Annotated in this window: 19 protein-coding genes; 9 read left to right on the forward strand and 10 right to left on the reverse strand. The window is 69.4% G+C overall.

The features are described 5' to 3' along the window. Window positions 1-5: 5 nt before the first annotated feature. Window positions 6-1,337 carry an arylsulfatase gene (locus tag A6B37_RS18085; RefSeq protein WP_111826691.1) on the reverse strand — a complete coding sequence of 444 codons (1,332 nt, stop codon included), beginning with the start codon at window positions 1,335-1,337 and terminating at the stop codon, window positions 6-8. A 99-nt stretch (window positions 1,338-1,436) separates the two neighbouring features. On the opposite strand from A6B37_RS18085, the gene A6B37_RS18090 reads away from it, so the two are divergent. Then, window positions 1,437-2,339, forward strand: a complete 903-nt coding sequence (locus A6B37_RS18090) for a LysR family transcriptional regulator (RefSeq protein ID WP_111826537.1) — start codon at window positions 1,437-1,439, stop codon at window positions 2,337-2,339. A gap of 26 nt (window positions 2,340-2,365) precedes the next feature. Here the strand turns inward: A6B37_RS18090 and norR are convergent, their stop codons facing one another. Further along, window positions 2,366-3,898, reverse strand: a complete 1,533-nt coding sequence (norR, locus tag A6B37_RS18095; RefSeq protein WP_102774326.1) for a nitric oxide reductase transcriptional regulator NorR — start codon at window positions 3,896-3,898, stop codon at window positions 2,366-2,368. Window positions 3,899-4,049: 151 nt separating this feature from the next. Between norR and ytfE the strand changes: the two genes are divergently transcribed. Continuing rightward, window positions 4,050-4,745 (forward strand): iron-sulfur cluster repair protein YtfE, encoded by a 696-nt coding sequence (ytfE, locus tag A6B37_RS18100; RefSeq protein WP_102774327.1) that lies wholly within the window; start codon window positions 4,050-4,052, stop codon window positions 4,743-4,745. Window positions 4,746-4,777: 32 nt separating this feature from the next. Here the strand turns inward: ytfE and A6B37_RS18105 are convergent, their stop codons facing one another. Further along, window positions 4,778-5,086, reverse strand: coding sequence for a DUF1272 domain-containing protein (locus A6B37_RS18105; protein ID WP_111826538.1), 309 nt, complete (start codon window positions 5,084-5,086; stop codon window positions 4,778-4,780). A gap of 152 nt (window positions 5,087-5,238) precedes the next feature. Between A6B37_RS18105 and A6B37_RS18110 the strand changes: the two genes are divergently transcribed. Continuing rightward, window positions 5,239-6,153, forward strand: coding sequence for a DUF808 domain-containing protein (locus A6B37_RS18110; protein WP_102774329.1), 915 nt, complete (start codon window positions 5,239-5,241; stop codon window positions 6,151-6,153). Here the strand turns inward: A6B37_RS18110 and A6B37_RS18115 are convergent. From A6B37_RS18115 to A6B37_RS18125, 3 genes are read right to left on the reverse strand one after another with little or no spacing between them, the layout of a single operon-like run. Next, window positions 6,119-7,594 (reverse strand): efflux transporter outer membrane subunit, encoded by a 1,476-nt coding sequence (locus tag A6B37_RS18115; RefSeq protein WP_111826539.1) that lies wholly within the window; start codon window positions 7,592-7,594, stop codon window positions 6,119-6,121. The two genes, A6B37_RS18110 and A6B37_RS18115, sit on opposite strands and share 35 nt — an antisense overlap. Window positions 7,595-7,596: 2 nt before the next feature. Further along, the gene (locus A6B37_RS18120) at window positions 7,597-10,743 is read right to left on the reverse strand and encodes an efflux RND transporter permease subunit (protein WP_111826540.1); all 3,147 of its coding nucleotides are present in this window, start codon (window positions 10,741-10,743) and stop codon (window positions 7,597-7,599) included. Next, the gene (locus A6B37_RS18125; RefSeq protein WP_348639092.1) at window positions 10,740-11,834 is read right to left on the reverse strand and encodes an efflux RND transporter periplasmic adaptor subunit; all 1,095 of its coding nucleotides are present in this window, start codon (window positions 11,832-11,834) and stop codon (window positions 10,740-10,742) included. Before A6B37_RS18125 ends, A6B37_RS18120 begins: the two co-directional genes overlap by 4 nt. Window positions 11,835-12,028: 194 nt before the next feature. Here A6B37_RS18125 and A6B37_RS18130 point away from each other — a divergent pair, with 194 nt between their 5' ends. Continuing rightward, window positions 12,029-12,667 (forward strand): TetR/AcrR family transcriptional regulator, encoded by a 639-nt coding sequence (locus tag A6B37_RS18130; protein WP_102774333.1) that lies wholly within the window; start codon window positions 12,029-12,031, stop codon window positions 12,665-12,667. Here A6B37_RS18130 and A6B37_RS18135 read toward each other — a convergent pair. Then, a complete protein-coding gene (locus tag A6B37_RS18135) occupies window positions 12,664-13,044 on the reverse strand; it encodes a VOC family protein (RefSeq protein ID WP_102774334.1) in 381 nt (126 codons plus the stop codon). The genes A6B37_RS18130 and A6B37_RS18135 overlap by 4 nt on opposite strands. 141 nt (window positions 13,045-13,185) lie before the next feature. Here A6B37_RS18135 and betT point away from each other — a divergent pair, with 141 nt between their 5' ends. The 5 genes from betT (at window position 13,186) to A6B37_RS18160 (ending at window position 21,749) form a co-directional block, all read left to right on the forward strand. Continuing rightward, window positions 13,186-15,153, forward strand: a complete 1,968-nt coding sequence (gene betT, locus A6B37_RS18140) for a choline BCCT transporter BetT (RefSeq protein WP_102774335.1) — start codon at window positions 13,186-13,188, stop codon at window positions 15,151-15,153. A gap of 179 nt (window positions 15,154-15,332) precedes the next feature. Further along, on the forward strand, window positions 15,333-16,466 hold the full coding sequence (locus A6B37_RS18145) for an efflux RND transporter periplasmic adaptor subunit (RefSeq protein ID WP_111826541.1): 1,134 nt from the start codon (window positions 15,333-15,335) through the stop codon (window positions 16,464-16,466). Window positions 16,467-16,482: 16 nt separating this feature from the next. Continuing rightward, window positions 16,483-19,572, forward strand: coding sequence for a MexW/MexI family multidrug efflux RND transporter permease subunit (locus tag A6B37_RS18150; protein ID WP_111826542.1), 3,090 nt, complete (start codon window positions 16,483-16,485; stop codon window positions 19,570-19,572). 14 nt (window positions 19,573-19,586) lie between these two features. Next, window positions 19,587-21,026: a TolC family protein gene (locus A6B37_RS18155; protein ID WP_111826543.1), complete on the forward strand. Its 1,440-nt coding sequence runs from the start codon at window positions 19,587-19,589 to the stop codon at window positions 21,024-21,026. Window positions 21,027-21,092: 66 nt separating this feature from the next. Further along, entirely contained in the window at window positions 21,093-21,749 is a 657-nt protein-coding gene (locus A6B37_RS18160) for a metalloregulator ArsR/SmtB family transcription factor (protein ID WP_102774338.1), read from the forward strand. Between the two features lie 4 nt (window positions 21,750-21,753). Here A6B37_RS18160 and oprZ read toward each other — a convergent pair whose 3' ends face one another. The 3 genes from oprZ to A6B37_RS18175 all read right to left on the reverse strand — a co-directional run. Then, complete coding sequence (gene oprZ / locus A6B37_RS18165; protein ID WP_111826544.1) at window positions 21,754-23,136, reverse strand: multidrug efflux RND transporter outer membrane subunit OprZ; 1,383 nt, start codon at window positions 23,134-23,136, stop codon at window positions 21,754-21,756. Beyond that, window positions 23,133-26,270 (reverse strand): multidrug efflux RND transporter permease subunit, encoded by a 3,138-nt coding sequence (locus tag A6B37_RS18170; RefSeq protein WP_102774340.1) that lies wholly within the window; start codon window positions 26,268-26,270, stop codon window positions 23,133-23,135. The genes oprZ and A6B37_RS18170 overlap by 4 nt, the downstream gene beginning before the upstream one ends. Before the next feature lie 6 nt (window positions 26,271-26,276). Continuing rightward, window positions 26,277-26,840: efflux RND transporter periplasmic adaptor subunit (locus A6B37_RS18175; RefSeq protein ID WP_146748017.1), on the reverse strand; the 564-nt coding region annotated here is incomplete at its 5' end.

The raw sequence follows: 26,840 nt of genomic DNA on the forward strand, positions 1-26,840 counted from the left end.
GGCCTTCAGCTGGGGTCCGGCTTGCCGGGCGGCGTGTTCGGGTGGGCGAGGCACGACTGGTTGAACGCCTGCACCATTTTCAGAATGGGGCCGAGCACCCAGGTGTTGAAGATGAGGATGTCGCTCTCTTCCTTGGGGTCCTGCTTCAGGTTGAACAGATAGGGCGACTCCAGCTTGCCCTTGCCTTCGTTGACCTCCGGCTCCCAGTAGAAATGCAGTTTCCAGTCGCGCCACTTGACCGCGCGCAGGTCGTTCTTGATGTAGAACAGAAAGCCCTCGCGCGCCGAGGCCGGGCTGGCGCCGGTGAAGAAGTCGGTCTGGTCCACGCCGTCGATGGGCCGGTCCTGCGGAATCGGCGCGCCGCCGATGCGCGACAGCGTGGTGTACAGGTCGGTAACGTGCACGATCTCGTTGGAGACCCGGCCCGGCTCGACCTTGCCGGGCCAGCGGATGATGAAGGGCACGCGCAGGCTGCCTTCCATGGCCGTATGGTAGGTGCCGGTCCAGGGGCCGGCGGTGCCGCGGTACGGCTTGCGGAACTCGGGGCCGTTGTCGCTGCAGAAGATGAAGACGGTATCGTCGCGCAGGCCCAGCTCGTCCACCGCGTGCGAAATCTGGCCCACGCGGTGGTCCATTTCCACCATGGAGTCGGCGAAGTCGCCGGCCCCGGTGCGTCCGGCGAAATCCGGGTGCGGCAGGGTGGGGAAATGCAGGTGCACCAGCGGCAGGTACAGGAAGAAGGGGCGCGCGGCCTGCGCGTGCCTGCGCATGAAGCCGATGGAGCGCTCGACCAGTTCGGCGTCGATCCCGCGGCGCGTGTCCAGGTCGTAGACCTTCACGTTTTCCGAGGGCGAGCCGGCCTGCCCCTGCATGATGTGCGGGATGTCGGCGACCGCGGGATCGAAACCGATCGAGGACGTGAACTGGCTCTCGTCGGTGGTGCGCGGAATGCCGTACCACTCGTCGAAGCCGCGGTCGCTGGGGTAGCGGCCGGGGATGTCGCCCAGGTGCCATTTGCCATAGTGCGCGGTGGCGTAGCCCTGCGCCGACAGCTGCTGCGCCAGCGTGATTTCGTCGCGCGCCAGCCCCTGCGGCAGCCCGGGAGGCACCGATTGCAGGCAGCCGGTGCGGATCGGATGGCGGCCGCTCATCAGCGCGGAGCGGGTCGGCACGCAGTCGCTTTCCACGTTGAAGTTCTGCAGCAGCAGGCCTTCGGCGGCGAGATGGTCGATGTGCGGCGTGGGCGCGCCGCGCAGGGCGCCGCCGCCATAGCAGCCCAGTTCTCCCCATCCCAGGTTGTCGGCCACGATCAGTACGATGTTGGGCTTGTTTGCCACGCGCTGCACCCTCTGTTTTTTTTCGGTTACGACGGAAATTCTAGGTCGGGGCGCTTGGCGTAATATTCCTGAAGGTATGAATTCCCATAAATAATATTCATGAACCTGTCGCTGCGTGACATCGAATACTTCCTGGCGGCCGTGGAACACGGCAACCTGGGCCGCGCCGCGGCGGCCTGCGACATCAGCCAGCCGGCGCTGTCCAAGTCGCTGCAGCGCCTGGAGGCCGACACCGGCCTGGCGCTGCTGGACCGCGGCGGGCGCGGCCTGCGCCTGACCTCGGCGGGCCTGGTGTTCCTGGAGCACGCGCGCAAGCTGTGGGCCGAGTATCGCGACGCGGTCAGGCACGCGATGGAGTTGCGGGTGGGCGCGGCCGGACTGCTGCGCGTGGGCGCGACCGGCGCCACGGTGGACAGCTTCGTGATGCCGGCGCTGCGCCTGCTGCTGCCGCGCCGTCCGGCCCTGCGCATCGAGCTGACCCAGGGCCTGTCCGACGACCTGAACGAACAGGTGGCCAGCGGCCGGCTGGACCTGGCGGTGACGCCGGTCTATGCGCCCGCGCCGGCGGCGCTGCTGCAGGAGCCCATCATCGAGGACCAGTTGTGCGTGGCGGCCAGTCGCAAGCATCCCCTGGCCGCGCGCCGCAAATTGTCGCTGCGCGATCTGCAGGGACAGCGCTGGATACTGCCGGCTTCCAGCTCCATCGCGCGCAAGGCGCTGGACGCGCGCTATGCCGAAGCCGGCCTGGGCCTGCCGACGGCCGCGCTCGAGGTGGAGCATTTCTCCAAAGGCACGCTCGCGCTCCTGGCCGGCTCGGACCTGCTGGCGGTCGCGCCGCAAAGCGCGCTGGACGCCGAGCGCAGCATCGCGGTGCTGCCGGTCGCGCTGGGCCGGCCCCTGCAGCGCCACATCGCGCTGATTTCGCGCCACGACACCACCTGGTCGCCGTTGATGACGGAGTTCCGCGAGGCGATTCTGGATAGCACGGGGATGGGCGGGTAGATGGCGGCAGGGGCCGCCTCAGACCCTCACCCCTTCAACCCGATACGCCGCGCCAGCTTGTGCAGGTTGCTCGGGTCCACCTCCAGCGCGCGCGCGGCGTTGGCCCAGTTGCCCTGGTGCGCCTGCAGCGCGCGGCGGATCGCCTGGCGCTGGCAGGCGTCGACGGCGGCGCGCAGCGGCTGCGTCACGCCGGCGGCGTGCGCGTCGGAATCCGCGTCGTCTTCCGGCGGCGGCGACGGCATGTCGCCGTCGGCCAGGTCCAGCAGCTTGGCGCCCAGGGTCACGATTTCATTGCGGCTGGCGCCGTGGCTGACGGCCTTGATGGCGGCGCGGCTGATGACGTGCTCCAGCTCGCGCACGTTGCCCGGCCAGCGGTAGCGGCGCATGACTTCCTCGGCCTCGGCCGACAGCCTCAGGCTGCGCAGGCCCAGGCGCGCACGGTTCAGCTCCAGGTAGCGGCCCGCCAGCAGCAGCACGTCGTTGCCGCGGTCGCGCAGCGGCGGGATCGGGATCGGGTAGACCGACAGTCGGTGATAGAGGTCGGCGCGGAAATCGCCCGCCTGCACCAGGTCGCGCAGGCTGCGGTTGGTGGCGGCCACGATGCGCACGTCCACCCGGCGCGGGCGGTCGTCGCCCAGGCGCTGGATTTCGCCGTTCTGCAGGGTGCGCAGCAGCTTGGCCTGCACCAGCAGCGGCAGTTCGCCCACTTCGTCCAGGAACAATGTGCCGCCGTTGGCGGCCTCGAAGCGGCCGGGGCGGTCGGTGACCGCGCCGGAGAAGGCGCCCTTGGCGTGACCGAACAGTTCGCTCTCGGCCAGCGATTCGGGCAGCGCGGCGCAGTTCACGTGGACCAGCGGCTTGTCGCGGCGGCGCGAGAGGCGGTGCACGCGGTGCGCGAACAGCTCCTTGCCCACGCCGGTCTCGCCCAGCAGCAGGATGGGCAGCTCGGAATCGGCCACCACTTCGATCTCGTGCAGCAGCCGGCCGATGGATTCGCTCTGCCCCAGGATCTCGTTGCCGTCGAGCGCGGCGCTGTCGGCCGGTTCGGCGCCGCGCGCCACGCGCAGCGCGCGGATCTCGGCTTCCAGCCGGGTGGTGCGAAGCGCCGCTTCCAGCAGCACGATGTAGTCGCGCAGGTCGGCCTGGGCCTCGGCGTCGAAGGTGCCCACCTCCAGCGCGTCCAGCGTCAGCACGCCCCAGGGCCGGCCCTCGGTGTGCAGGCTGGTGCCCATGCAGTCGTGCACCGGCAGCGGTTCGCCAGCCATGCCGTTGATCAGGCCGTCGTAGGGATCGGGCAGGGTGCTGTCGTGGTGGAAACAGGTGACCCCGCGCCGCGCCAGGATGGCGGCCAGCCGCGGGTGCTGCTGCACCGCGAAGCGGCGCCCCAGCGCGTCCTGGGTCAGCCCGTCCACCGCGACCGGGCGCAGGTGGTCTTCTTCCAGTTGCAGCAGCGCCACCGCGCCGCAGCGGAAATGCGTGCGCAGGCTGGAGACCAGCCGCTGCAGGCGGATGGCGGGAGGCAGGTCTACGACCAGATCGGCGAGCAGGAGGTTTTGCATGGGGTGAATTCTACCGCCGAGGGTGATTATTACCCAGAACCGATAGGGTGATATTCACCCATTAAATTGCAGGCAATTGATAAATAACAAGTTTTTCCTGGCACGGATTTCGCTCTATTCCAGTTACCCGTTACGCACACTGGAGAATACGATGAGCTTGGTTGAGCAATCCCTGGGGCAGTTGGCCCGCAGCATTCCTGGCGCCACCCAGGTCTTTCACGAATATGAGCTGGACTTCTGCTGCGGCGGCAAGAAAAGCCTGGCCGAGGCCGCGGCCCAGCGTTCGCTGGACGTGGCGCAGATCGAAGCGCGCCTGGCCGAACTGGCCAGGAACCCGTCCACCGAAACGGACTGGGGCCTGGCCACGCCGGCCGACCTGATCGACCACATCGTGCAGCGCTATCACGAGGTTCATCGCCGCCAGCTGCCCGAACTGATGCGCCTGGCGCTGAAGGTCGAGCAGGTGCACGCCGACAGCCCCGACTGCCCCGCCGGCCTGGCCGACCACCTGCGCGTCATGCAGCAGGAACTCGAAAGCCATATGCAGAAAGAGGAACAGGTGCTGTTCCCGATGCTGGCCCGCGGCCACGGCGCCATGGCCACCATGCCGATCCGCGTCATGCGCATGGAGCACGACGACCACGGCGTGGCGCTGGAACGCCTGCTGGCCCTGACCAACAACGCGACCTTGCCGCGCGCCGCGTGCAACACCTGGCGCGCGCTGTACCTCGGCATCCGCGCCTTCAAGGAAGACCTGATGGCGCACATCCACCTCGAAAACAACATCCTGTTCGAGAACGGTTCCGGCGACGGCGGCGCGTGCTGTGGCGGGCAGGCGGCAGGCTGACGACGCGGCAGGTGGGCCCGCATCGAAACGCGCTAGCGCTCCTCGGGCGCAACGCCTTCCAGGCTGCGGCGCAGCGCCGCATGCGCGGCCAGGTCCACCGGCCGGTGCCGGCGTTCCTGGCTGGCCGGATACCGGCCCAGGTAGTTGCCGCCCTTGCGGTCGCCGGCCGGCCGCACCGGCCGGGGCGCGAAGCCGCCGCCGCAATTGGGGCAGACGTTGCCCAGCAGGCCTTCGGCGCAATCGGCGCAGAACGTGCATTCGAAGCTGCATATCCGGGCCTGGGTGGAGGCCGGCGGCAGCGCGGCGTCGCAGTGTTCGCAGGTGGGGCGCAGGGCGAGCATGGCAATCTCCTGGGACGGGAACCCTGAAGCTTAGGCTGCCGGGGCGGCCGCCGGCCATGCCGATCCGGACACAAAAGGAATGAAAACGGCCATACGCGCGGCGGTGCGCCGCCTGTACACTCGGAAAACCTTACGAGGACAGGGGTCTGCCGATGGCCGGAAGCAGTTTCTTCGCGTTGTTCGACGATATCGCCACCATCCTGGATGACGTCTCCGTCATGACCAAGGTGGCGGCCAAGAAAACCGCCGGCGTGCTGGGCGACGACCTGGCGTTGAACGCGCAGCAGGTCACCGGGGTGCCGGTTGACCGCGAACTGTCGGTGGTCTGGGCGGTCGCCAAGGGCTCGTTCGTCAACAAGCTGATCCTGGTTCCGGCGGCGCTGCTCATCAGCGCCTTCGCGCCCTGGGCGATCACGCCGCTGCTGATGCTGGGCGGCGCGTTCCTGTGCTACGAGGGCGTGGAGAAGCTGGCCCACAAATACCTGCCGCACGGCGATTCGCCCGAAGGCAACCATGCGGCCCGGGCCGAGGCCCTGCAGGACCAGGCGGTCGACATGGTGGCGTTCGAGCGCGACAAGATCAAGGGCGCGGTGCGCACCGACTTCATCCTGTCGGCGGAAATCATCGTCATCAGCCTGGGCGCGGTGGCCGACGCCGACTTCACGCGCCAGGTGCTGGTGCTGTCCATCATCGCCATCGCCATGACGGTGGGCGTCTACGGCCTGGTCGCCGGCATCGTCAAGCTCGACGACCTGGGCCTGTACCTCAGCCGCAAGTCCTCGCAGGCCCTGGCCTGGCTGGGCCGGCGCATCGTCGGGGCCGCGCCCTATCTGATGAAGACGCTGTCGGTGGTGGGCACGGCGGCCATGTTCATGGTCGGCGGCGCCATCCTGACCCATGGCATCGCGCCGGTGTCGGCCGCGATCGAACACGCCGCTTCCGCGGTGGGCGGCGGCGTGGCCGCGGCGCTGGTCTCGACCCTGCTCAACGCCTTGTTCGGCATGGCGGCCGGGGCCGTGGTGCTGGGCGCGGTCAGCCTGGTGAAGCGGCTGCTGGGGAAGCGCTGACCGGCGCGGGGCTCGCGGGCGAGCCCATGGCCTGGAACAGCGCCGCCGTTTCGGTCAGGCGCGCCTCGGCGTAATCGAGTTCGCGCAGCCGGGCGGCGACGTAATGCTGCTCGGCCGCGTATTCGGTGTAGGGCGGCAGCGCGCCCAGCCGCACGCGGCTGGCCGTGTTGCGGTAGGACTGTCCGGCCGCCTGCCGCGAGGCTTCGGCCGAAGCCAGCGCCTGGCCGCCGCCCTCCAGCCGCGACAGCGTGTCGGCCACGTCCCGGAACGCCATCAGCACCGTCTGCCGGTATTGCAGCAGCGAGGCCTGGTAGCGCTCCTTGGCCGCATCGCGTTCGGCCAGCAGCGCGCCGCCGTGGAACAGCGGCTGCGTGAGCGAGGCGCCCACGGCCCATATCGCGCCGGCGCCCGACATGGCCGCGGGCCAGTTGAAGCCGGCCTGGCCCATGGAGGCCGACAGCGACAGGCTGGGAAAGAGCTGCGCGGTGGCCGCGCCCACGTCGGCCGCGGCGGCCTGCACCACGGCGTCGGCCAGCAGAATGTCCGGGCGCGAGGCCAGCAGTTCGGACGGCACCACCACCGGCACCTGCTGCGGCACGGCCAGGCTGTCGAAATCCAGGTCGGGCGGCGCCTGGTCGGGGTTGCGGCCCAGCAGCACGGCCAGCGCATGGCGCGTGGCGTGCCAGCGCGCCCGCAGCATCGGCAGCGCGGCTTCCAGCGCGGCGGCGTCCTGGTCGGCGTCGAGCGCGTCGTTCTGCGAGGCCGCGCCCAGCTCGTAGCGGCGTTGCGTATCGCGCGCCACCTGCCGCGCCAGCAGCGCCTGCTTTTCGTTCAAGGCCACGCGCTGCGCCAGCGCCGAGGCGGAGATGGCGCCGGTGACGATATTGCCGGCCAGTGCGCGCCGCGCGGATTCGAGCTGGAACGCCTGCTGCGCGAACTGCGCCGTCAGCGACAGGTTGGCGAAGCGCGCCGCGCCGAACAGGTCCAGGTCGTAGCGGGCCTGCACCTGGCCGGTGAAGACGTTGTAGCGGGCCGTGGGCTCCGGCAGGTTGGGCATGGTGAGCGCGCGCCGGCGCGTGGCGTCGGCGCCGGCGTCCACGGCCGGCATCAGCGACGAATTGACCTGGCCGCGCAGCTGTTCGCGCGCGCCGGCCAGGTTGCGCTCGGCCGCGGCCAGGTCGGGACTGTTGGCCAGGCCTTCCTGCACCAGCGCGTCCAGCGCCGCGGAGCCGTAGCGCTTCCACCATTCGGGCACCGGCCGCGCGCCGTGTTCGAAGCGCTGCGCCACGCCCTGGGCCGTGGCGCCGGCGGCCGGCGTGGGGGCCACGCCGTATTGCGCGGGCTGCGTCACGGCCGGCGGCTTGCCGTCGGGCGCGAAGGCGCAGCCGCCCAGGGCCAGCAGCAGCGCCAGGACGGCGGGACGGATCGGGGTTCGTGGCATCGTCATGCTCCGCGCTCCACGGTATCGCCGGCGTTGGCGCCGGGCGGCACGCCCGCGGGTTCGTCGCGCTCGTCGCGGCGCACGCGGAACCAGGCCGCATACAGCGCCGGCAGGAAGAACAGCGTCAGCACCGTGGCGCTGGTGATGCCGCCCATGAGGGCGGTGGCCATCGGGCCGAAGAAGTTGCTGCGCAACAGCGGGATCAGCGCCAGCACGGCGGCCGCGGCCGTCAGCGTGATGGGCCGGAAGCGCCGCACCGTGGCGCCGACGATGGCGTCCACGCGCTTGTGGCCGGCGGCGATGTCCTGTTCGATCTGGTCCACCAGGATGACCGAGTTGCGCATGATGATGCCGAACATGGCGATCACGCCCAGCATGGCCACGAAGCCGAACGGCTTGCCGAACAGCAGCAGCGCGGCGACCACGCCGATCAGCCCGAGCGGGGCGGTCAGCACCACCATGAGCACCCGCGCGAAACTCTGCAGCTGCACCATCAGCAGCGTCAGCACGGCCACCGCCATCAGCGGCATCTGCGCGTTGATGGACGACTGGCCCTTGCCGCTTTCCTCCACCGGCCCGCCCACTTCGATGCGGTAGCCCACCGGCAGGCCGGCGCGCAGTTTGTCGAGCCGGGCGTCGATGGCGCGGGTGACGTCGATGCCCTGGGCGTCGCCCAGCACGTCGGCCTGCACCGTGATGGTGGGCTGGCGGTCGCGTTCCCAGATGACGCCGTATTCCAGGTCGTAGCGCACCTGGCCCAGGCTGCCCAGCGGCACCGGGCCGTTGGGCGTGGGCATGGCCAGCGTGGCCAGGCGCGCGGGGTCGACCCGTTCGTCGCGCGGCGCGCGCAGGCTGACGGTGATCAGCTTGTCGCGTTCGCGGTATTGCGTCACCGCGTAGCCCGACAGCGTCATGGCGAGGAAGTCGGAAATGTCGCTGGAGCTCACGCCCAGTTCGCGCGCCTTCTGCTGGTCGATCTCGAAGCGCACCGAGCGCTCGGAGGGTTCGTCCCAATCGAACTGCACATTGGTCGAGCGCGCGTCGGCGCGGACTTCGGCGGCCACCTGCTCGGCCACCGCGCGCACGTCGGCGATCTGGTCGCCGCTGACGCGGAACTGCACCTGGAAGCCCACCGGCGGCCCGTTCTCCAGCCGCGACAGGCGGCTGCGGATGGCCGGGAATTTTTCGCGCAGCATGGGCTGCAGCCATTGCGCCAGCTTTTCGCGGTCTTCCACCGAATGGGTGGTGATGACCAGCTGGGCGAAGTTGGGCGTGGCCAGCTGCTGGTCCAGCGGCAGGTAGAAGCGCGGCGCGCCGGCGCCGACGTAGCTGACCGAATGCTCGATCTCGGGACGGCCCTGCAACGCCTGTTCCAGCCGTTCCACCTGGCGCAGCGTGGCGTCGAACGAGGCGCCTTCCTGCAGGCGCAGGTCCACCAGCAGTTCGCTGCGGTCGGAGCTGGGGAAGAACTGCTGCGGCACCAGCCCGAAGCCGGCCATCGCCAGCGCGAAGGCCGCGACCGTGCCGCCCAGCACCAGGTAGCGGCGCTCCACGCACCAGGCGACCCAGCGCCGCAGCCGCCGGTAAAAGCCGGTGTCGTAGATGTCGTGTTCGTGGTCCTCGGGCAGGTGGGCTTCGCGCTTGCGCTCGGGCAGCAGGCGATAGCCCAGCAGCGGAATCAGCACCACGGCGGCGAACCACGAGACGATCAGCGCGATGGCCGAGACCTGGAAGATGGAGCGGGTGTATTCGCCGGTGCTGGACTTGGCCAGCGCGATCGGCAGAAAGCCCGCCACCGTCACCAGCGTGCCGGTCAGCATGGGAAAGGCGGTGCTGGTGTAGGCGAACGCGGCCGCGCGCGCGCGGCTCCAGCCCTGTTCCAGTTTCACCGCCATCATCTCGACGGCGATGATGGCGTCGTCCACCAGCAGGCCCAGGGCCAGCACCAGCGTGCCCAGCGACACCTTGTGCAGGCCGATGCCGAACATCTCCATGAAGAGCGCCGTGACGGCCAGCACCACCGGAATCGAAATCACCACCACCATGCCGGTGCGCAGCCCCAGCGAGACCAGGCTCACGATCAGCACGATGGCGACCGCTTCGGCCACCGAGCGCAGGAATTCGTCGACCGAATGCGACACCGCCCGCGGCATGCTGGAGACTTCCTTCAGGGTCAGGCCCGCCGGCAGCTGCGCCTGCAGCTCGCCGAACCTGGCGCTCAGCGCGCGGCCCAGGTGGACCACGTCCTGGCCGGGCTGCATGGTGATGCCGATGCCCAGCGCCAGGCGTCCGCCCAGGCGCATCTGCTCCACGGGCGGGTCGTCGTAGCCGCGGCGGATGGTGGCGATGTCGCCCAGCCGCAGCGACTTGCCGTCGATGCGGATCAGCGTGTCGGCCAGGGCCTGCGGGCTGTCGTACTGGCCGGTGGGGCGCACGAAGACGCGGTCGTCGGCGGTGGTCAGGGTGCCGGCGGCGGTGACGGCGTTCTGGCTGTTGATGGCCTGCGCGATCTGCTGCGGCGACACGCCCAGCCGGCTCAGCCGGGTATTGGAGATCTCGATGTAGACGTGTTCGGGCTGCTCGCCGAAGTAATCCACCTTGGCCACGCCGGGCACGCGCAGCAGCACCGTGCGCAGCTTGTCGGCGTAGTCGCGCAGCTGCGCGGGCGTGAAGCCGTCGCCCTGCAGGGTGTAGATGTTGGTGTAGACGTCGCCGAATTCGTCGTTGAAGAAGGGGCCCTGTACGCCGGGCGGCAGCGTGGCCGAAATATCCCCGACCTTCTTGCGGATCTGGTACCACTGGTCGGCCACGGTGCCGGCCGGCGCCGAGTCCTTCATGGTGTAGAAGATCAGCGACTCGCCGGGCCGCGAATAGCTGCGCAGGAAGTCGGTGTTGGCGGCTTCCTGCAGTTTCCTGGCGATGCGGTCGGTGACCTGTTCCTGCACCTGGCGGGCGGTGGCGCCGGGCCACATCGTCTTGATCACCATGACCCGGAACGTGAAGGGCGGGTCTTCCGATTGCGCCAGCCGGGAGTAGGACAGCACGCCGAACAGCGTCACCAGCGTGATGATGAATATCACCAGCGGCTGGTGGCGCAGCGCCCAGGCCGAGAGGTTGAAGCGGCCTTCCTCGTGGCCCGGCGCGCTCATGAGGCGTGGTCCTCGGGATGCAGCGGCGCCACCGGGCGTACTTTTTCGCCGGCGGACACGGTATGCACGCCCTGCCACACCACGCGTTCGCCGGCCTGCAGGCCGCCGGCCAGGGTCACGGTGCGCGCGTCGAAGCGCAGCACCTCGACGCGGCGCAGCTCCAGCGTGTCTTCGCCCTGCCTGACGACCCACACCGCGGGCGCGGGGCCGTCATGGAACAGCGCGGTGGCCGGCAGCGTATACGTGGGCGGCCCGTCGCCGGCCGGGTTGTCGAAACGGATATTGGCCGTCATGCCCAGGCGCACGTCCGGGGTGGGCGCCTGCAGCGTGAGCTTGGCGCGATAGGTGCGGCTGCGCGGATCGGCGGCCGGCGATATTTCGCGCAGCACGGCGGCAAAGCTGCGGCCGGGCAGGGGGCCGAGCGTGACGCTGGCCTGTTGCCCGATCTCCAGGCCCGCCAGCACGCTTTCCGGCACGTCGCAGATGGCGTCGATGTCGCCGGACCAGGCCAGGCTGTACACCGGTTGGCCGGCGGCCACGTTCTGGCCGGTGTCGGCCTGCTCGGCGGTGATGACGCCGGCATGGTCGGCCCGCAGCGTCGTGTATTCGAGCTGGTCGGCCGCCAGCCCCGCCTGCTGCGCGGCCTGGTCGCGTTGCGCCAGCGCCGCGGCGTAGGCGTTGCGGGTCTGTTCCAGTTGGGTCGTGGCGATCAGGTTTTCGCGCGCCTGGGCGCGGTCGCGGTCGAGCTGCCGGCGCGCATAGTCCAGCTGGTGCTGGGCGGCGGTCAATTGGGCGCGGGCGCTGGCCGCGTTCTTGCTGGCGTCGGCGGGATCGAGCCTGGCCACGACCTGGCCGGGTTCGACCGCGTCGCCCAGCCTGACCGCGCGTTCGACGATCTTGCCGCCCACGCGAAACGACAGCGGCGTGCTGTAGCGCGCCTGGACTTCGCCGGGCAGGGTCCAGGCCGGCAGGCGTTCGTCGGCCTGGGCCGGCATGGCGACGACCGGGCGCGGCGCCGGCGCGGGCGCCGGCTCGCGTCCGCAGCCGGCAAGCGCAAGCGCCAGCAGCGCGGCGGCGGGCAGCCGCAGCAAATGGGTACTCGGGGAAAAGGGCGCCGCGCCGGGGGCGGCACGGCGCAGGCCTGGGCCAGGGCAATTCACGGAACACCTCGCGGCGCGGAGAAACAGGCGGCCGCTACCGGCCGATACGGCCTGGATTCTAATACATCAATGTATCTGGATTCAATTGTGAATCCGAAACTGCGTCCGATGCTAAACTTGCCGCCATGTCAAAAGTCCGTCTTACGCGAGAGCAAAGCCGTGACCAGACGCGGCAGCGTCTGCTCGACGCTGCGCAATCGATTTTTCTTGCCAAGGGGTTCGTGGCCGCCAGCGTCGAGGACATCGCCGAGCAGGCGGGGTACACGCGCGGGGCGTTCTATTCCAATTTCTCCAGCAAGTCCGAGCTCTTCCTGCAGCTGCTCAAGCGCGACCACGAAAGCGTGATGGCCGACATGCGCGCCATCTTCGAGGACGGCGAGTCGCGTGCGCAGATGGAGGCGCGGGTGCTGGAGTATTACTCCACGCACTACCGCGAGAACGATTGCTTCCTGCTGTGGATGGAAGCCAAGCTGCAGGCCGCCCGCGACCCGGAGTTCCGCGTCGGTTTCGCGACCTGTATGCGCGAGCTGCGCGAGGCCACCACCGAATACATCCGCCAGTTTTCGGCCCGCGTCGGCACGCCTTTGCCGCTGCCGGCCGAACAGCTGGCGCTGGGCCTGCTGGCCCTGTCGGACGGCATGCAGTTCAGCTATGCCTTCGATCCGCAGGCCGTCACCCCGGAGATGACCGAGGCCGTGCTGGCCGGATTCTTCCGCCGCGTGGTGTTCGGCGAATCCGGCCCGCCGCAGGCGGAACAGCCCTAGGGCAGCAGCTCGGAAATCTCGATCAGGTTCAGGTCGGGGTCGCGCAGGTACACCGAGCGGATCTTGCCGGTGGCCCCGGTGCGCGGCACCGGGCCTTCGATGATGGCGGCGCCGGCCTGGCGCAGCCGCTCGATGACTTCATCCAGCGGGCGATCGGCGATGAAGCACAGGTCCAGCGCGCCCGGCACCGGCAGATGGGCCTTGGGTTCGAACTCGCGGCCGCGCACGTGCAGGTTGATCTTCTGGTTGCCGAAACGCAACGCCTGCCGGCCTTCCCCGAAAGTTTCCAGGCGCATGCCCAGGATACGGGTGTAGAAATCCACTGTGGCTTCCGGGTCGGTGCAGGTCAGGACCAGGTGGTCCAGATGGTCGATCATGAGGGCTCTCCGGCTGGCCGCCTGCATTGGGATCGAGTTTGGCAGACGGCGCTTGGCCGTGATAGTAATACTTGCGGCGCGCAGCCGGACTGAGGGGGGCGCGCGCCGGATTTTCCCACCCTCGCCGCAAGGATCTGCTGCATGACTTCAGAAACCCGGCCATCCACCATAAACCGACCCGTGTTCTTTCCCGCGGCCCTGTTCACGCTGCTGCTTGTGGGCTTCGCGATACTCGCGCCCAAGGCCGCGCAAAGCCTGTTCGGGTCCGTGCAAAGCTGGATACTGGGCAACGCAAGCTGGTTCTACATACTGGTGGTGGCCATCATTCTGCTGGCCGTGGTGTTCCTGGCGGTCAGCCGCTACGGCGACATCAAGCTGGGCCCCGACCACAGCGAGCCCGACTACCGCAACTTCACCTGGTTCGCCATGCTGTTCTCGGCGGGCATGGGCATCGGCCTGATGTTCTTCGGCGTGGCCGAGCCGGTCATGCACTTCATGTCGCCGCCGGTGGGCGAGGGCGGCACGGTCGCGGCCGCGCGCGAAGCCATGAACATCACCTTCTTCCACTGGGGCCTGCACGCCTGGGCCGTGTACGCGGTGGTGGCGCTGATCCTGGCGTTCTTCAGCTATCGCCACGGGCTGCCGCTGACCCTGCGCTCGGCGCTCTATCCGCTGATCGGCAACCGCATCCACGGGCCGATCGGCCATGCCGTCGACATCTTCGCCATCATCGGCACGGTGCTGGGCGTGGCGACCTCGCTGGGCCTGGGCGTGGCGCAGATCAACAGCGGCCTGAACCAGCTGTTCGGCATCTCGGTGGGCGTGCCCACCCAGATCGTCCTCATCATCATCACCTGTGGCCTGGCGACCCTGTCGGTGGCCAGCGGCCTGGACAAGGGCATCCGCATCCTGTCCGAAACCAACCTGGCGCTGGCGGCGGTGTTGCTGCTGTTCGTGCTGGTCGCCGGTCCCACCGTGTTCCTGCTGCAGACCTTCGTGCAGAACACCGGCGCCTACCTGTCCGACATCGTCAACAAGACCTTCAACCTGTACGCCTACGAACCCACCGACTGGATCGGCGGCTGGACCCTGTTCTACTGGGGCTGGTGGATCGCCTGGTCGCCCTTCGTGGGCCTGTTCATCGCGCGCATCTCGCGCGGACGCACCATCCGCGAATTCGTGACCGGCGTGCTGCTGGTGCCGGCCGGCTTCACCCTGTTCTGGATGACGGTGTTCGGCGATACCGCCATCCACATGATCCTGGTCGACAAGGTGCAGGGCTTCGCCGAGGTCGTGCAGGCCGATTCGTCGCTGGCGCTGTTCGCGTTCCTCGACCAGCTGCCCTGGAGCAGCGTGCTGTCGGTCATCGCCATCGCGATGGTGGCCGTGTTCTTCGTGACGTCGGCCGACTCCGGCGCGCTGGTGGTGGACCTGCTGGCTTCCGGCGGTTCGGACCGCACGCCCGTGTGGCAGCGGATTTTCTGGTCGCTGCTGATGGGCGCGGTGGCCATCGCGCTGCTGCTGGCCGACGGGCTGACCGCGCTGCAGACGGCCACCATCGCCAGCGCGCTGCCGTTCTCCATCATCCTGCTGCTGTCCCTGTGGGGGCTGTTCAAGGCGCTCAAGCTGGACGCCACCAAGCGCGGCATCCGCTACCAGTCGCTGACCCTGTCGCGTCCGGCCCGCGGCGGCCAGTCCTGGGAGCGGCGCCTGCGCAACATGGTCATGATGCCGCGCCGCGCCCACGTGCTGCGCTTTATCGCCGACGTGGTGCGCCCGGCGCTGGAAGACGTGGCCGACGAACTGCGCCGCCAGGGCTACGCCGTGGCCGTGCGCGACGACGAGAACGAAGGCGCCGTCACGCTGGAGGTCTCGCATGGCGATTACCTGGACTTCTGGTACGCGGTGCGCCCCGAGGCCTTCGTGCGGCCCAGCCTGACGCCGGAAGAGGCGGCCGACGAAGACGAACGCAAGTACTTCCGCGCCGAAGTCCACCTGCGCGAAGGCGGGCAGGACTACGACATCATGGGCTGGAGCCGGGATGCCGTGATCGGCGACATCCTCGACCAGTACGAACGGCACCGCCATTATCTGCACATGGTCCGCTAGCGCGCGCCGCCGCACCATCCATCGCCGCCGGATTTTTCCGGCGGTTTTTTTTCGCCGGGCCATCCCCGTTCATCGGCAATAGGCCGACGCTATGTAGGGTTTTGCGTTTTCTTCTTTGACGAAATCTACGATTTCAAGGATTATTCAAAGCCGTGTCTTTGATAAATAACGAGACGGGCATGAGATCGAATTCTGGAACGTGGAAGGCGGGCGCCGTGGTGCTGGCGGTGGCGCTGGCCGGCGCGGGGCTGTACTGGAAGTATGGCGGCGCGAAGCAGAGCGGCGGCTGGAGCATGGCGCCGGTCAAGGTGGCGGTGGCGGCGGCGCAGCAGGCGGATTTCCCGGTGACGCTGGGCGGCATCGGGTCGCTGGAGGCCACGCGCCAGGTGCAGGTGGCCGCCGAGGTCGACGGCCGCCTGGCCCGCATCCTGTTCTCGCCGGGCGAGCGGGTGCGGGCCGGCCAGCTGCTGGCGCAGCTCAACGACGCGCCCGAGCAGGGCGAACTGGCGCGGCTGCAGGCCCAGGCCCGCAATGCGCGGGCGCAGCTGGAACGCACCCGCCGCCTGCTGCCGCAGCAGGCGGCCACGCGCGAGCAGCTGGACCAGGCCCAGGCCGACTACGACCAGACGGCCGCCGATATCAGGCGGGTGCAGGCGCTGATCGAGCAAAAGCACATCAAGGCGCCGTTCGACGGCGTGCTCGGCGTGCGCCGGGTGCACCTGGGGCAGTTCCTGCGGGCCGGCGATCCGCTGGTGTCGCTGACCGACGCGTCCGTCATGTACGCCAACATCACGCTGCCCGAACAGGCGCTGGGGGCGTTGCAGGTGGGCCAGCCGGTGACGCTGACGGTCGACGCCCATGCCGGGCGCGAGTTCACCGGCAAGGTCACCACTGTCGAGCCGCAGGTGGACCCGGGTTCGCGCACCGTGCGCATCCAGGCGACGCTGCCCAACCCCGACGGCGCGCTGGCGGCCGGGATGTTCGCGCATGGCGAAGTCGGCCTGCCCGCCCGTCCCGGCGTGATTACCGTGCCGGAAACCGCCATCAGCTACAGCGCCTACGGCGATTCGGTCTATGTGCTGACCCCGCCCGAGGCCGGGCAGGAGTCGGCCCCGCCGACCGTCAGGCAGGCCTATGTCAGGACCGCCGAGCGCGTGCGCGGCCGGGTGGTCGTGACCGAGGGCCTGCGGCCCGGCGACCGGGTGGTGACCTCGGGCCAATTGCGGCTGCACAACGGCGCCGCGGTGGCCGTCAGCCCCGACGACACGGTGGCGCTGGACGGCGCGCCGCGGGCCGTGGCGCAGGCTCGGTGACGGCGCGGAGACCGACATGAAAATCACCGATCTCTTCGTGCGCCGGCCGGTGCTGGCCCTGGTGGTCAGCACCCTGATCCTGCTGCTGGGCATCAAGGCCCTGAGCGGGCTGCCGGTGCGGCAGTATCCGCTGACCGAAAGCACCACCATCACCATCACGACGCAGTATCCGGGCGCCTCGCCCGACCTGATGCAGGGCTTCGTGACCCAGCCCATCGCGCAGTCGGTGGCCACCGTCGAGGGCATCGACTACCTGTCCTCGTCCTCGACCCAGGGGCGCAGCGTCATCACGGTGCGCATGAAGCTCAACGCCGATTCGAACAAGGCCATGACCGAAGTGATGGCCAAGGTCAACGAGGTCAAGTACCGGCTGCCGCAGGACGCCTACGACCCGGTGCTGGTGAAGTCCTCGGGCGAGGCGACCGCCGTGGCCTATGTGGGCTTCTCCAGTTCGACCCTGTCGCTGGCCGCGCTGACCGACTATCTGTCGCGCGTGGTGCAGCCGCAGCTTTCCTCGATCGACGGCGTGGCCAGCGTGGAACTGTACGGCGGCCAGAAGCTGGCCATGCGCGTGTGGCTGGACCCGTTCCGCATGGCCGCGCGCGGCATCTCCGCCGGCGAGCTGGCCGACGCGCTGCGCCAGAACAACGTGCAGGCCGCGCCGGGCCAGGCCAAGGGCCTGTACGTGGTGTCCAACATCCAGGTCAACACCGACCTGGTCAACGTGGCCGAGTTCCGCGACATGGTCGTCAAGCACGACGGCGACGCCATCGTGCGGCTGGGCGACGTGGCCACGGTCGAGCTGGGGGCGGCGTCCTCGGATTCCAGCGGCCTGATGGACGGCGAGCCGGCCGTGTACTTCGGGCTGAACGCCACGCCGGTGGGCAATCCGCTGGTCATCGTCGAGCGCCTGAACGAACTGCTGCCCGGCATCAAGCAGAACCTGCCGCCGGGAACCAGCGTGCAGGTGCCGTTCGAGCTGGCGCGCTTCATCAGCGCCTCGATCGACGGCGTGGTGCGCACGCTGCTGGAGGCCGTGGTCATCGTGGTGGCCGTGATCTTCCTGTGCCTGGGCTCCTTGCGGGCGGTGCTGATCCCGGTGGTGACGATCCCGCTTTCCATGCTGGGCGGAGCGGCCATCATGGCCCTGTTCGGCTTCAGCGTGAACCTGCTGACCCTGCTGGCGATGGTGCTGGCCATCGGCCTGGTGGTGGACGACGCCATCGTGGTGGTGGAAAACGTGCACCGCCACATCGAGGAGGGCAAGTCGCCGGTGCGCGCCGCACTGATCGGCGCGCGCGAGGTGGCCGGGCCGGTGATCGCCATGACGATCACGCTGGCTGCGGTGTACGCGCCCATCGGCCTGATGGGCGGGCTGACCGGCTCGCTCTTCAAGGAGTTCGCCTTCACGCTGGCCGGGGCGGTGGTGGTCTCCGGCGTCATCGCGCTGACGCTGTCGCCGGTGATGAGCTCCTTCCTGCTGGACAGCCGCGTCTCGGAAAACTGGATGGCGCGCCGCGCCGAGCATTTCTTCGGCTGGCTGGGCGCGGCCTACGGCCGGCTGCTGGACGTGTCGCTGCATCACCGCTGGGTCACCGGGCTGGTCGCGGTGGCGGTGCTGATCAGCCTGCCGTTCCTGTACAACGCGGCCCAGCGCGAGCTGGCGCCGGTGGAAGACCAGTCCACCGTGCTCACCGCGATCAAGTCGCCGCAGCACGCCAACATCGACTACGTGGAGAAGTTCGGCAAGAAGTGGGACGACGTGATGAAGACCCTGCCCGAACAGAACGGGCGCTGGCTCATCAACGGTTCCGACGGTGTGTCCAACAGCATCGGCGGCGTGGATTTCGTGCCGTGGGAGCAGCGCAGGCGCTCGGCCGACGAGATCCAGGCCGACATGCAATCCATGGCCAACCAGGTCGAAGGCAGCAATATCTTCGCTTTCCAGCTGCCATCGCTGCCGGGCTCGACCGGCGGGCTGCCGGTGCAGATGGTGCTGATGAGCGCCGCCGACTACCCGGTGGTCTACGAGGCCATGGAAGCGCTCAAGCAGGCGGCGCGGGAAAGCGGCCTTTTCATGGTGGTAGACAGCGACCTGGACTACAACAACCCCGTCGTGCGCCTGAAGGTGGACCGGGCCAAGGCCAACAGCCTGGGCGTCACCATGAAAGCCATCGGCGATACCCTGGCCGTGCTGGTGGGCGAGAACTACGTCAACCGCTTCGGCATGGACGGGCGATCGTATGACGTGATTCCGCAGAGCCTGCGAGCCCAGCGTATTTCGCCCGAATCGCTGGCCCGCTACTACGTCAAGAGCGCCAGCGGCGCGCAGGTGCCCCTGTCGAACCTCGTGAGCGTGTCCATGGGCGTCGAGCCCAACAAGCTGACCCAGTTCAACCAGCTCAACGCCGCCACCTTCCAGGCCATCCCCATGCCGGGCGTGACCATGGGCGACGCGGTGCAGTTCCTGACCCGCCAGGCGCAGGCGCTGCCGGCCGGCTTCAGCTACGACTGGCAGTCCGACGCGCGCCAGTTCAGCCAGGAAGGCGCGGCGCTGATGATCACCTTCATCTTCGCCATCATCGTGATCTACCTGGTGCTGGCGGCGCAATACGAAAGCCTGCGCGACCCATTCATCATCCTGGTGAGCGTGCCCATGTCCATCTGCGGCGCGCTGATTCCGCTGGCGCTGGGCATGGCCACGGTGAACATCTATACCCAGATCGGGCTGGTGACGCTGATCGGCCTGATCAGCAAGCACGGCATCCTGATGGTGGAGTTCGCCAACGAGATACAGGTCAGCCACGGGCTGGGCCGGCGCGCCGCCATGGAGCAGGCCGCGCGCATCCGCCTGCGCCCGATCCTGATGACGACCGCCGCCATGGTGATGGGGCTGATCCCGCTGCTGTTCGCCACCGGCGCGGGCGCGCACAGCCGCTACAGCCTGGGCCTGGTCATCGTGGTGGGCCTGCTGGTGGGCACGCTCTTCACGCTGTTCGTGCTGCCCACCGTCTACACCGTGTTCGCCCGCGACCACCGGGCGGCGAGCGATACGCCGCGCGCCCGGGAACTGGCGCTGGCGCAGGCCGAGGACGCGGCGGCCTGAACGAAGGAATCATCATGAAACACTCGACCCCGGATTTTCCCTTCCGCACACGGCTGCGCCGCGGCGCCGTGGCGCTGCTGGCGGCGCTGGCCGCCGCGGGCTGCGCCGTGGGGCCCGACTACCGGGCGCCCAGGCCCGATCCCGTCACCCTGGCCAGCCCCGAGCAGGCCCTGTTCTCCACCGACCGGGTGCAGCGCGACTGGTGGAAGCAGTTGCAGGACCCGCAGCTGGACCGGCTGATCGCGCTGGCGCTGGAGCGCAACCTGGACATCCGCCAGGCGCAGGCGCGGCTGGCCGAATCGCGCGCGGTGCTGGACGAGCGCGAACTGGACCGGCTGCCCGCCGTGACTCTGGGCGGGGGCTACGAACGCAGTCTGTCGCAGGCCAACCCCGGGCCTGCCGGACGGCGCAATCTGGCCGAAAGCTACCGGGCCGGCTTCGACGCCACCTGGGAGCTGGACCTTTTCGGACGCCTGCGCCGGGCGGCCGAGGGCGCGGCGGCGCGCAGCGAGCAGCAGGCCGCCGACCTGGCCCAGACCCGCATCGTCGTGGCCGCCGAGGTGGCGCGCAATTACTTCGAGCTGCGCGGCGCGGAACAGCGGCTGGCGGTGGCGCGCGCCAATCTGGCGAGCCAGCGCGACAGCCTGCGCGTGATCCAGGCGATGGTGACGGCCGGGCGCGGCGACGAGGGCGACCTGGCCAGCGCGCGGGCCGAACTGGAAACCGTGCAGGCCAGCGTGCCGGTGCAGATCGCGGCGCGCCGGCTGGCGTTGTACCGGATCGCGGTGCTGGCGGCGCTGCGCCCAGTGGAGCTGGGCGAGCTGGAGGCGGGCAAGCCCCTGGCTCCGCTCAACGTGCGCCTGCCGATCGGCGACGTGAGCGCCTTGCTGTCGCGCCGTCCCGACGTGCTGGCGGCCGAGCGCGGCATGGCGGCCGCCAACGCGGACGTGGGCGTGGCCACCGCGGAGCTGTATCCGCGCATCGACCTGGGCGGCTTCCTCGGCTTCGTCGCCCTGCGCGGGGCGGACTTCGGCTCGTCGTCCAGCCGCGCGTTCAGCGTGGCCGCCGGCGCCGACTGGCCCGCGTTCCACCTGCCCACGGCGCTGGCGCGCAAGCGCGGCGCGGTGGCGCGGGCCGACGGCGCCACCGCCGGCTACGAGCAGACCGTGCTGCGCGCGGTCGAGGAACTGGAATCGGCGCTGACCGAATACGGCCAGACCCAGCAGCGCCTGGGCAGCCTGGTGCAGGCGGCCGCGCACAGCGGCCGGGCGGCGGAGCTGGCGCAACTGCGCTACCGCGAAGGCAGTGCGCCGTATTTGACGGTGCTGGACGCGCAGCGTACGCTTTTGCGCGCCCAGGACGCCGTGGCCGTGGCCGAAACCGAGTCCTATACCCGGCTGATCGCGCTGTACAAGGCGCTAGGCGGCGGATGGGAGGCGCCGGACGCCGGCTGACCGGCGGCCGCGGTTCGTGGCACCATAGCCGAACATCCCAGGCAAACATCCGGAGAATCCACATTCATGTCTGACAGCCCGTCCCGCCCCGTCGTCTGGGAGCACCAACCCGCGGACCGCGTGCTCATGACCTTGAAGACGCGCGGCCCGCAATCCGTGACCGTCATCGCCAAGGCCCTGGACGTGACGGCCGAGGCGGTGCGCCAGCAGATGGCGCGCCTGCACGCGGAAGGACTGGTGGATTGCGAAAGCCATAGCGCCGGCCGCGGACGGCCGACGCAGATCTGGTTCCTGACCGATGCCGGGCACGGCCGCTTTCCGGACACGCACGCCGAAATGACGGTGCAGATGATCGGCGCCATCCGCCAGGTGTTCGGCGAAGAGGGCGTCGAAAAGCTGATCGCGGCGCGCGAAGCGGCCATGCTCAACGGCTATCGCCAGGCCATGCAGGGCGCGCGCAGCTTGAAGGAGCGCCTGGAGCGGCTGGTGGAAGTCCGCTGCGCCGAAGGCTATATGGCCGAGCTGCGCAAGGACGGTCCGGACTTCCTCTTCATCGAGAACCATTGCCCGATCTGTTCCGCGGCGAAAACCTGCATGGGCTTTTGCCGCAGCGAACTGGAACTCTTCCACAAGGTGCTCGGAGACGAGTTCCGGGTCAGGCGCGAGGAGCACATCCTCACGGGCGCGCGCCGCTGCGCCTACCGCATCGACAAGGCCGGATAAGCCCTTATGAGCCGGGCGGCTCCCAGCCGCCCAGCGCCTTGTAGAGCGCTACCGCATTGACCAGCCGGCGCTGCTGCAGCCGGATGAATTCCTGCTCGGACTCGAACAGGCTGCGCTGCGCCTCCAGCATTTCCAGATAACTGGCCACGCCGCGCTCGTAGCGCCTTTCGGTCAGGCGCTGGCGGTCGCGGTCGGCGTCGCGGACCTTGCGCTGCGCGTCGATCTGGGCGCGCAGCGTGTCGCGCGCGGAAAGCGCGTCGGCCACTTCGCGAAAGGCCTGCTGGATGCTGCCTTCGTACTGCGCCACCGCGATGTCCTTGCGCGCCTCGGCCAGCGACAGGTTGGCGCTGTTGCGTCCGGCGTTGAAAATGGGCAGCGTCAGCCTGGGCGCGAAGGTCCAGGCGCCCGTGCCCGCGCCGAACAGGTCCGAGAAGCTGCCGGCCGTGGTGCCGATGTCGGTCGTCAGCTGCACGGACGGAAAGAACGCCGCGCGCGCCGCGCCGATGTCCGCATTGGCGGCCCGCAGCATGTCCTCGGCCTGGCGCAGGTCCGGGCGCCGGGCCAACAGGGCCGAGGGCAGGCCGGCGGCCAGCGGCGTCAGACTCTGGCTTTCCAGCGTGACGGCGTCGGTGTCCGGCGGCAGGGTGAAGTCGCCCGCCAGCAGGCCCAGGGTGTGCACGGCCTGGCGGTATTCCCGGCTCAGCTCGGCATGCGTGGCGCGCGAGGATTCCACCAGCATCTGGGCGGTGCGCAGGCCCACCGCGGTTTCCAGCCCGGCGTCGTAGCGGCGCTGGGTGAGCCGGAGCGTCGCCTCGCGCAGCGCCAGCGTGCTGTCGGTCAGGCGCAGCTGCTCGGCCAGCGAACGCTGGTTGAAGTAAGCCGTGGCCGTCTCCGACACCAGCGACAGCGTGGCGGCGCGGTGCGCTTCCTCGCTGGCCAGGTAGCGCGACAGCGCGGCGTCGCTCAGGCTTTTCACGCGGCCGAAGAAATCCAGCTCGAACGCGGAGATGCCGACGGCGGCGCGATAGCGGTCCGCCACCGGCATGCGCGGCTGGCCCGGTTCGACGGCGCGTCCGCGGCTGAACTCGGCCGCGCCGTCGATGGCGGGCAGGCGGTCGGCCTGCTGCACGCCGTACAGCGCGCGGGCTTCCTGGATGCGCAGCGCCGCCACCCGCAGGTTGCGGTTGTTGCGCAAAGCGGCGTCGATCCAGGCCTGCAGCGCCGGGTCGTTGAAATAGGCGCGCCAGTCCTGCGGCATGGCGGCCTGTCCGTCGGCGGCGGGCGCGCCGTAGGCGTCGGGGACCGGCGCGGCCGGACGTTCATACACAGGGGCCAGCGAGCAGCCGGCCAGGGCCAGCGCAAGCAGGGGTGTTGCCATAGCCTTCATGGCGAGGTCTCCAGCGGTTCGCGGCCTTGCGGACGCGCGGGGCGCACGCGCATGCCGAGCGCGCGGCCCACGATGAGAAAGAAAAGCGGCACCAGGAAGATGGCCAGCACCGTGGCGGTGACGATGCCGCCCAGCACGCCCGTGCCGATGGCGGCCTGGGCGCCCGACGCCGCGCCGGTGGCCAGCGCCAGCGGCAGCACGCCCACGCCGAAGGCCAGCGAGGTCATCACGATGGGCCGCAGGCGCAGCCGCGCCGCCTCCAGGGTGGCGGACACGATGCCCTGGCCGTCGCGCACCAGGTCCTTGGCCACCTCCACGATCAGGATCGCGTTCTTGGCCGACAGCCCGATCGTGGCGATGAGGCCGACCTTGAAGTAGATGTCGTTGGGCATGCCGCGCAGCGTCACGCCCAGCAGCGCGCCGATCACGCCCAGCGGCACCACCAGGATCACCGCCAGCGGGATGGACCAGCTTTCGTACAGCGCGGCCAGCGCCAGGAACACGACCAGCACCGACAGCGCGAACAGCATGGGCGCCTGGTTGCCGGACAGCCTTTCTTCATACGACTGTCCCGACCAGTCGAAGCCGATGCCGCGCGGCAGCTCGGCCGCCAGCGCCTCCATGGCGCGCATGGCCTCGCCGCTGCTGTGCCCGGGCGCGGCAGCGCCGTTGATGGTGAAGGAAGGAAAGCCGTTGTAGCGCTCTAGCTGCGGCGGTCCCATCGACCATTTCAGCGTGGCGAAGGCCGACAGGGGCACCATCTGGCCCTGCACGTTGCGCACGTGCAGGCGCGACACGTCGTCCATGTCGACGCGGCTCCTGCCGTCGGCCTGCACGGTCACGCGCCGCACCTGGCCGTTGAGCATGAAGTCGCCGATGTAGTCCGACCCGTACATCACCGCCAGCGCGGTGTTGATCTCGTCCATCGGCACGCCCATGGCCTGGGCCTTGTCGCGGTCGATGCGCAGCTCCAGCTGCGGCGCCTCTTCCTGGCCGGCGAAGACGACCTCCGCGAGCGCGGGATGCTCGGACGCGGCCGCCAGCAACTGCCGGCGGGCCCGGGTCAGCGCCTCGTAGCCCAGGCCGCCGCGGTCCTGCAGGCGGAAGTCGAATCCCGACGTGGAGCCCAGGTCCGGCAGCGGCGGGGCGTTCAGCGCATGCACCATGACGTTCTTGCGGTCGGCGAAGGCGTCGTTGATGCGGTCCACCACGGCGTTCACGTGCAGGTCGGCGGCGCCGCGCTCCTTCCAGTCCTTCAGCGTGACGAAGAACATGGCCGAGTTGGGCCCGCTGCCGTAGTTGCTGAAACCGTTGACCGAATACACGTACTCGACGGGTTCGTTCTCCATCATGTAGCGCTCGACCTCTTTCACCATCGCCATGGTTTCGGCCTGCGGCGACCCCTGGGGCAGGATGACCATGGCCATGAAGCTGCCCTGGTCCTCGTCCGGCAGGAAGGAGGAGGGCAGTCGCGCGAACAGCAGCGCCGCCGCGGCGATCACCGCCAGGTAGGCCAGGCCGAAGCGCACGGGGCGCGCCAGCACGCCGGACACCCGCGCCGTGTAGCGCGCGGTCAGGCGCGCGAAGGCCCGGTTGAACCAGCCGAAGAAGCCGCGCTTGTCGTGATGGCCGGCGGCGATGGGCTTGAGCAGGCTGGCGCACAGCGCCGGCGTCAGCGACAGGGCCAGGAACGCCGAGAAGGCGATCGAAACGGCCAGCGTCACGGCGAACTGGCGGTAGATATTGCCCACCGCGCCGTCGAAGAACGCCATGGGCACGAACACCGACACCAGTACCACCGTGATGCCCACGATGGCGCCGCTGATCTGGCCCATGGCCTTCACCGTGGCCGCGCGCGGCGGCAGTCCCTCTTCGGCCATGATGCGCTCGACGTTTTCCACCACCACGATGGCGTCGTCCACCAGGATGCCGATGGCCAGCACCATGCCGAACATTGTCAGCACGTTGATGGAATAGCCCAGCCCCAGCATCACGCCCAGGGTGCCCAGCAGCGCCACCGGCACGACCAGCGTCGGGATCAGCGTGGCGCGCAGGTTCTGCATGAACAGGTACATCACGCAGAACACCAGCGCCACGGCTTCCAGCAGGGTCATCAGCACCTTGCTGATGGAGATCTCGACGAAGGTGGAAGTCTCGTAGGGAATGTCCCAGGTCACGCCCGGCGGGAAGTACTGGGCCAGCTCCTCCATGGTCGCGCGGATGCGCCGGGTGGTGTCCACGGCGTTCGAGCCCGGGGCCAGCTTGATGCCCAGGCCGGTGCCCGTCATGCCGTTCACGCGCGACAGGTACATATAGTCGGTGCCGCCCAGCTCCACCCGGGCCACGTCCTTCAGGCGCAGGGTGGCGCCGTCCGGCTGCGCGCGCAGCGGAATGTTGCCGAACTGCTCGGGCGTGCGCAGGGATTCGCCGGCGACGATGCTGGCGTTCAGCGGCGCGTCCTTGGGCACGGCCTGGTTGCCCAGCTCGCCGATGGTGACGCGCGCGTTGTGGCTGCGCAGGGCCGAGACGATGTCGCCCGGCGTCAGGGACATGGCCGTCAGCTTGGCCGGGTCCGGCCAGATGCGCATGGCGGCCTCCGCGCCGAAGGCCTGCACCTTGCCCACGCCTTCCACGCGGCGCAGCGCCTGCAGCACGTTGGAAGCGGCCAGCTCGCCAAGCTGCATGTCGTCCAGGCTGCCGTCCGACTTCAGCGACACCACCAGCTGGATGTTGTCGGCCGCCTTCTCCACGCGCACGCCGTCGCGGCGCACGGATTCGGGCAGGCGCGGCTCCACCGCCTTCAGGCGGTTCTGCACTTCCACGGCCGCCAGGTCCGGATTGGTGCCCTGCTTGAAGGTCAGGTTGATGCTGGCCCAGCCCGTCGAGTCGCTGCTGGACGAGGTGTACATCAGCCCCGGGGCGCCGTTCATCTCGCGTTCGATGATGGCGGTGACGGCCTCTTCGACCACCTTGGCCGAGGCGCCGGGATAGCTTGCGCCGACGTTGACCACCGGCGGTGCGATGTCGGGATATTGCGCCACCGGCAGCGCGCGGATCGACAGGATGCCGACCAGCACGATGAGCAGCGAGATCACCCAGGCGAAGACGGGGCGATCGATGAAAAAACGCGCCATTGCGGTTTATCCTTGGTGGCCGGATGCGGGCGCGGCTGCCCGTTCCACCGGCTTGATTTTCTGTCCCGCCGCCAGTTGCGCGGCGTTCTCGACGACGATGCGCTCGCCGCCCGCCAGTCCCTGCGTGACGACCCAGTTCGGGCCTTGCAGCCGCTGCGCGGTGACGGCGATTTTCTGCAGTTCCCCGTCCGGCCCGGCGGCCAGCACGTGCGCGCCGTCGGCGTTGCGCAGCAGGGCGTTGCGCGGCACCAGGTAGGTGTCGCGGTTGATCGCCTGTTCCAGCCGCACCCGCACGTACATGCCGGGCAGCAGTTCGCGGTTCGGGTTTTCGAACACGGCCCGCATCGTGACGTTGTCCGTGCCCGGGTCCACCGCCAGGTCGGCGAAGGACAGCGCGCCGCCGCGGCCGTACTCGGTGCCGTCGGGCAGCAGCAGCCGCACCCGCACCTGTTCCGGCGCCACGCCCTCCAGCGCGCCCGCGCGGATCTGCTTCTGCAGCTGCATCACCTCGGCGGCCGGCTGCGCGAAGTTCACGTAGATGGGGTCGATCTGCTGCACCACCGTCAGCGG

Source organism: Achromobacter sp. HZ01, assembly GCF_003267925.1.
Lineage (GTDB): Bacteria > Pseudomonadota > Gammaproteobacteria > Burkholderiales > Burkholderiaceae_B > Achromobacter > Achromobacter pulmonis_A.

Excerpts from the sequence above, each read along its gene's own strand:
- A6B37_RS18110 (WP_102774329.1), top strand. The coding sequence starts at position 5,239 with ATGGCCGGAAGCAGTTTCTTCGCGTTGTTCGACGATATCGCCACCATC.
- oprZ (WP_111826544.1), bottom strand. The coding sequence starts at position 23,136 with ATGAAGGCTATGGCAACACCCCTGCTTGCGCTGGCCCTGGCCGGCTGC.
- A6B37_RS18160 (WP_102774338.1), top strand. The coding sequence starts at position 21,093 with ATGTCTGACAGCCCGTCCCGCCCCGTCGTCTGGGAGCACCAACCCGCG.
- A6B37_RS18130 (WP_102774333.1), top strand. The coding sequence starts at position 12,029 with ATGTCAAAAGTCCGTCTTACGCGAGAGCAAAGCCGTGACCAGACGCGG.
- A6B37_RS18145 (WP_111826541.1), top strand. The coding sequence starts at position 15,333 with ATGAGATCGAATTCTGGAACGTGGAAGGCGGGCGCCGTGGTGCTGGCG.
- A6B37_RS18135 (WP_102774334.1), bottom strand. The coding sequence starts at position 13,044 with ATGATCGACCATCTGGACCACCTGGTCCTGACCTGCACCGACCCGGAA.
- A6B37_RS18170 (WP_102774340.1), bottom strand. The coding sequence starts at position 26,270 with ATGGCGCGTTTTTTCATCGATCGCCCCGTCTTCGCCTGGGTGATCTCG.
- A6B37_RS18150 (WP_111826542.1), top strand. The coding sequence starts at position 16,483 with ATGAAAATCACCGATCTCTTCGTGCGCCGGCCGGTGCTGGCCCTGGTG.
- A6B37_RS18120 (WP_111826540.1), bottom strand. The coding sequence starts at position 10,743 with ATGAGCGCGCCGGGCCACGAGGAAGGCCGCTTCAACCTCTCGGCCTGG.
- A6B37_RS18105 (WP_111826538.1), bottom strand. The coding sequence starts at position 5,086 with ATGCTCGCCCTGCGCCCCACCTGCGAACACTGCGACGCCGCGCTGCCG.
- A6B37_RS18155 (WP_111826543.1), top strand. The coding sequence starts at position 19,587 with ATGAAACACTCGACCCCGGATTTTCCCTTCCGCACACGGCTGCGCCGC.
- betT (WP_102774335.1), top strand. The coding sequence starts at position 13,186 with ATGACTTCAGAAACCCGGCCATCCACCATAAACCGACCCGTGTTCTTT.
- ytfE (WP_102774327.1), top strand. The coding sequence starts at position 4,050 with ATGAGCTTGGTTGAGCAATCCCTGGGGCAGTTGGCCCGCAGCATTCCT.
- A6B37_RS18115 (WP_111826539.1), bottom strand. The coding sequence starts at position 7,594 with ATGCCACGAACCCCGATCCGTCCCGCCGTCCTGGCGCTGCTGCTGGCC.
- norR (WP_102774326.1), bottom strand. The coding sequence starts at position 3,898 with ATGCAAAACCTCCTGCTCGCCGATCTGGTCGTAGACCTGCCTCCCGCC.
- A6B37_RS18090 (WP_111826537.1), top strand. The coding sequence starts at position 1,437 with ATGAACCTGTCGCTGCGTGACATCGAATACTTCCTGGCGGCCGTGGAA.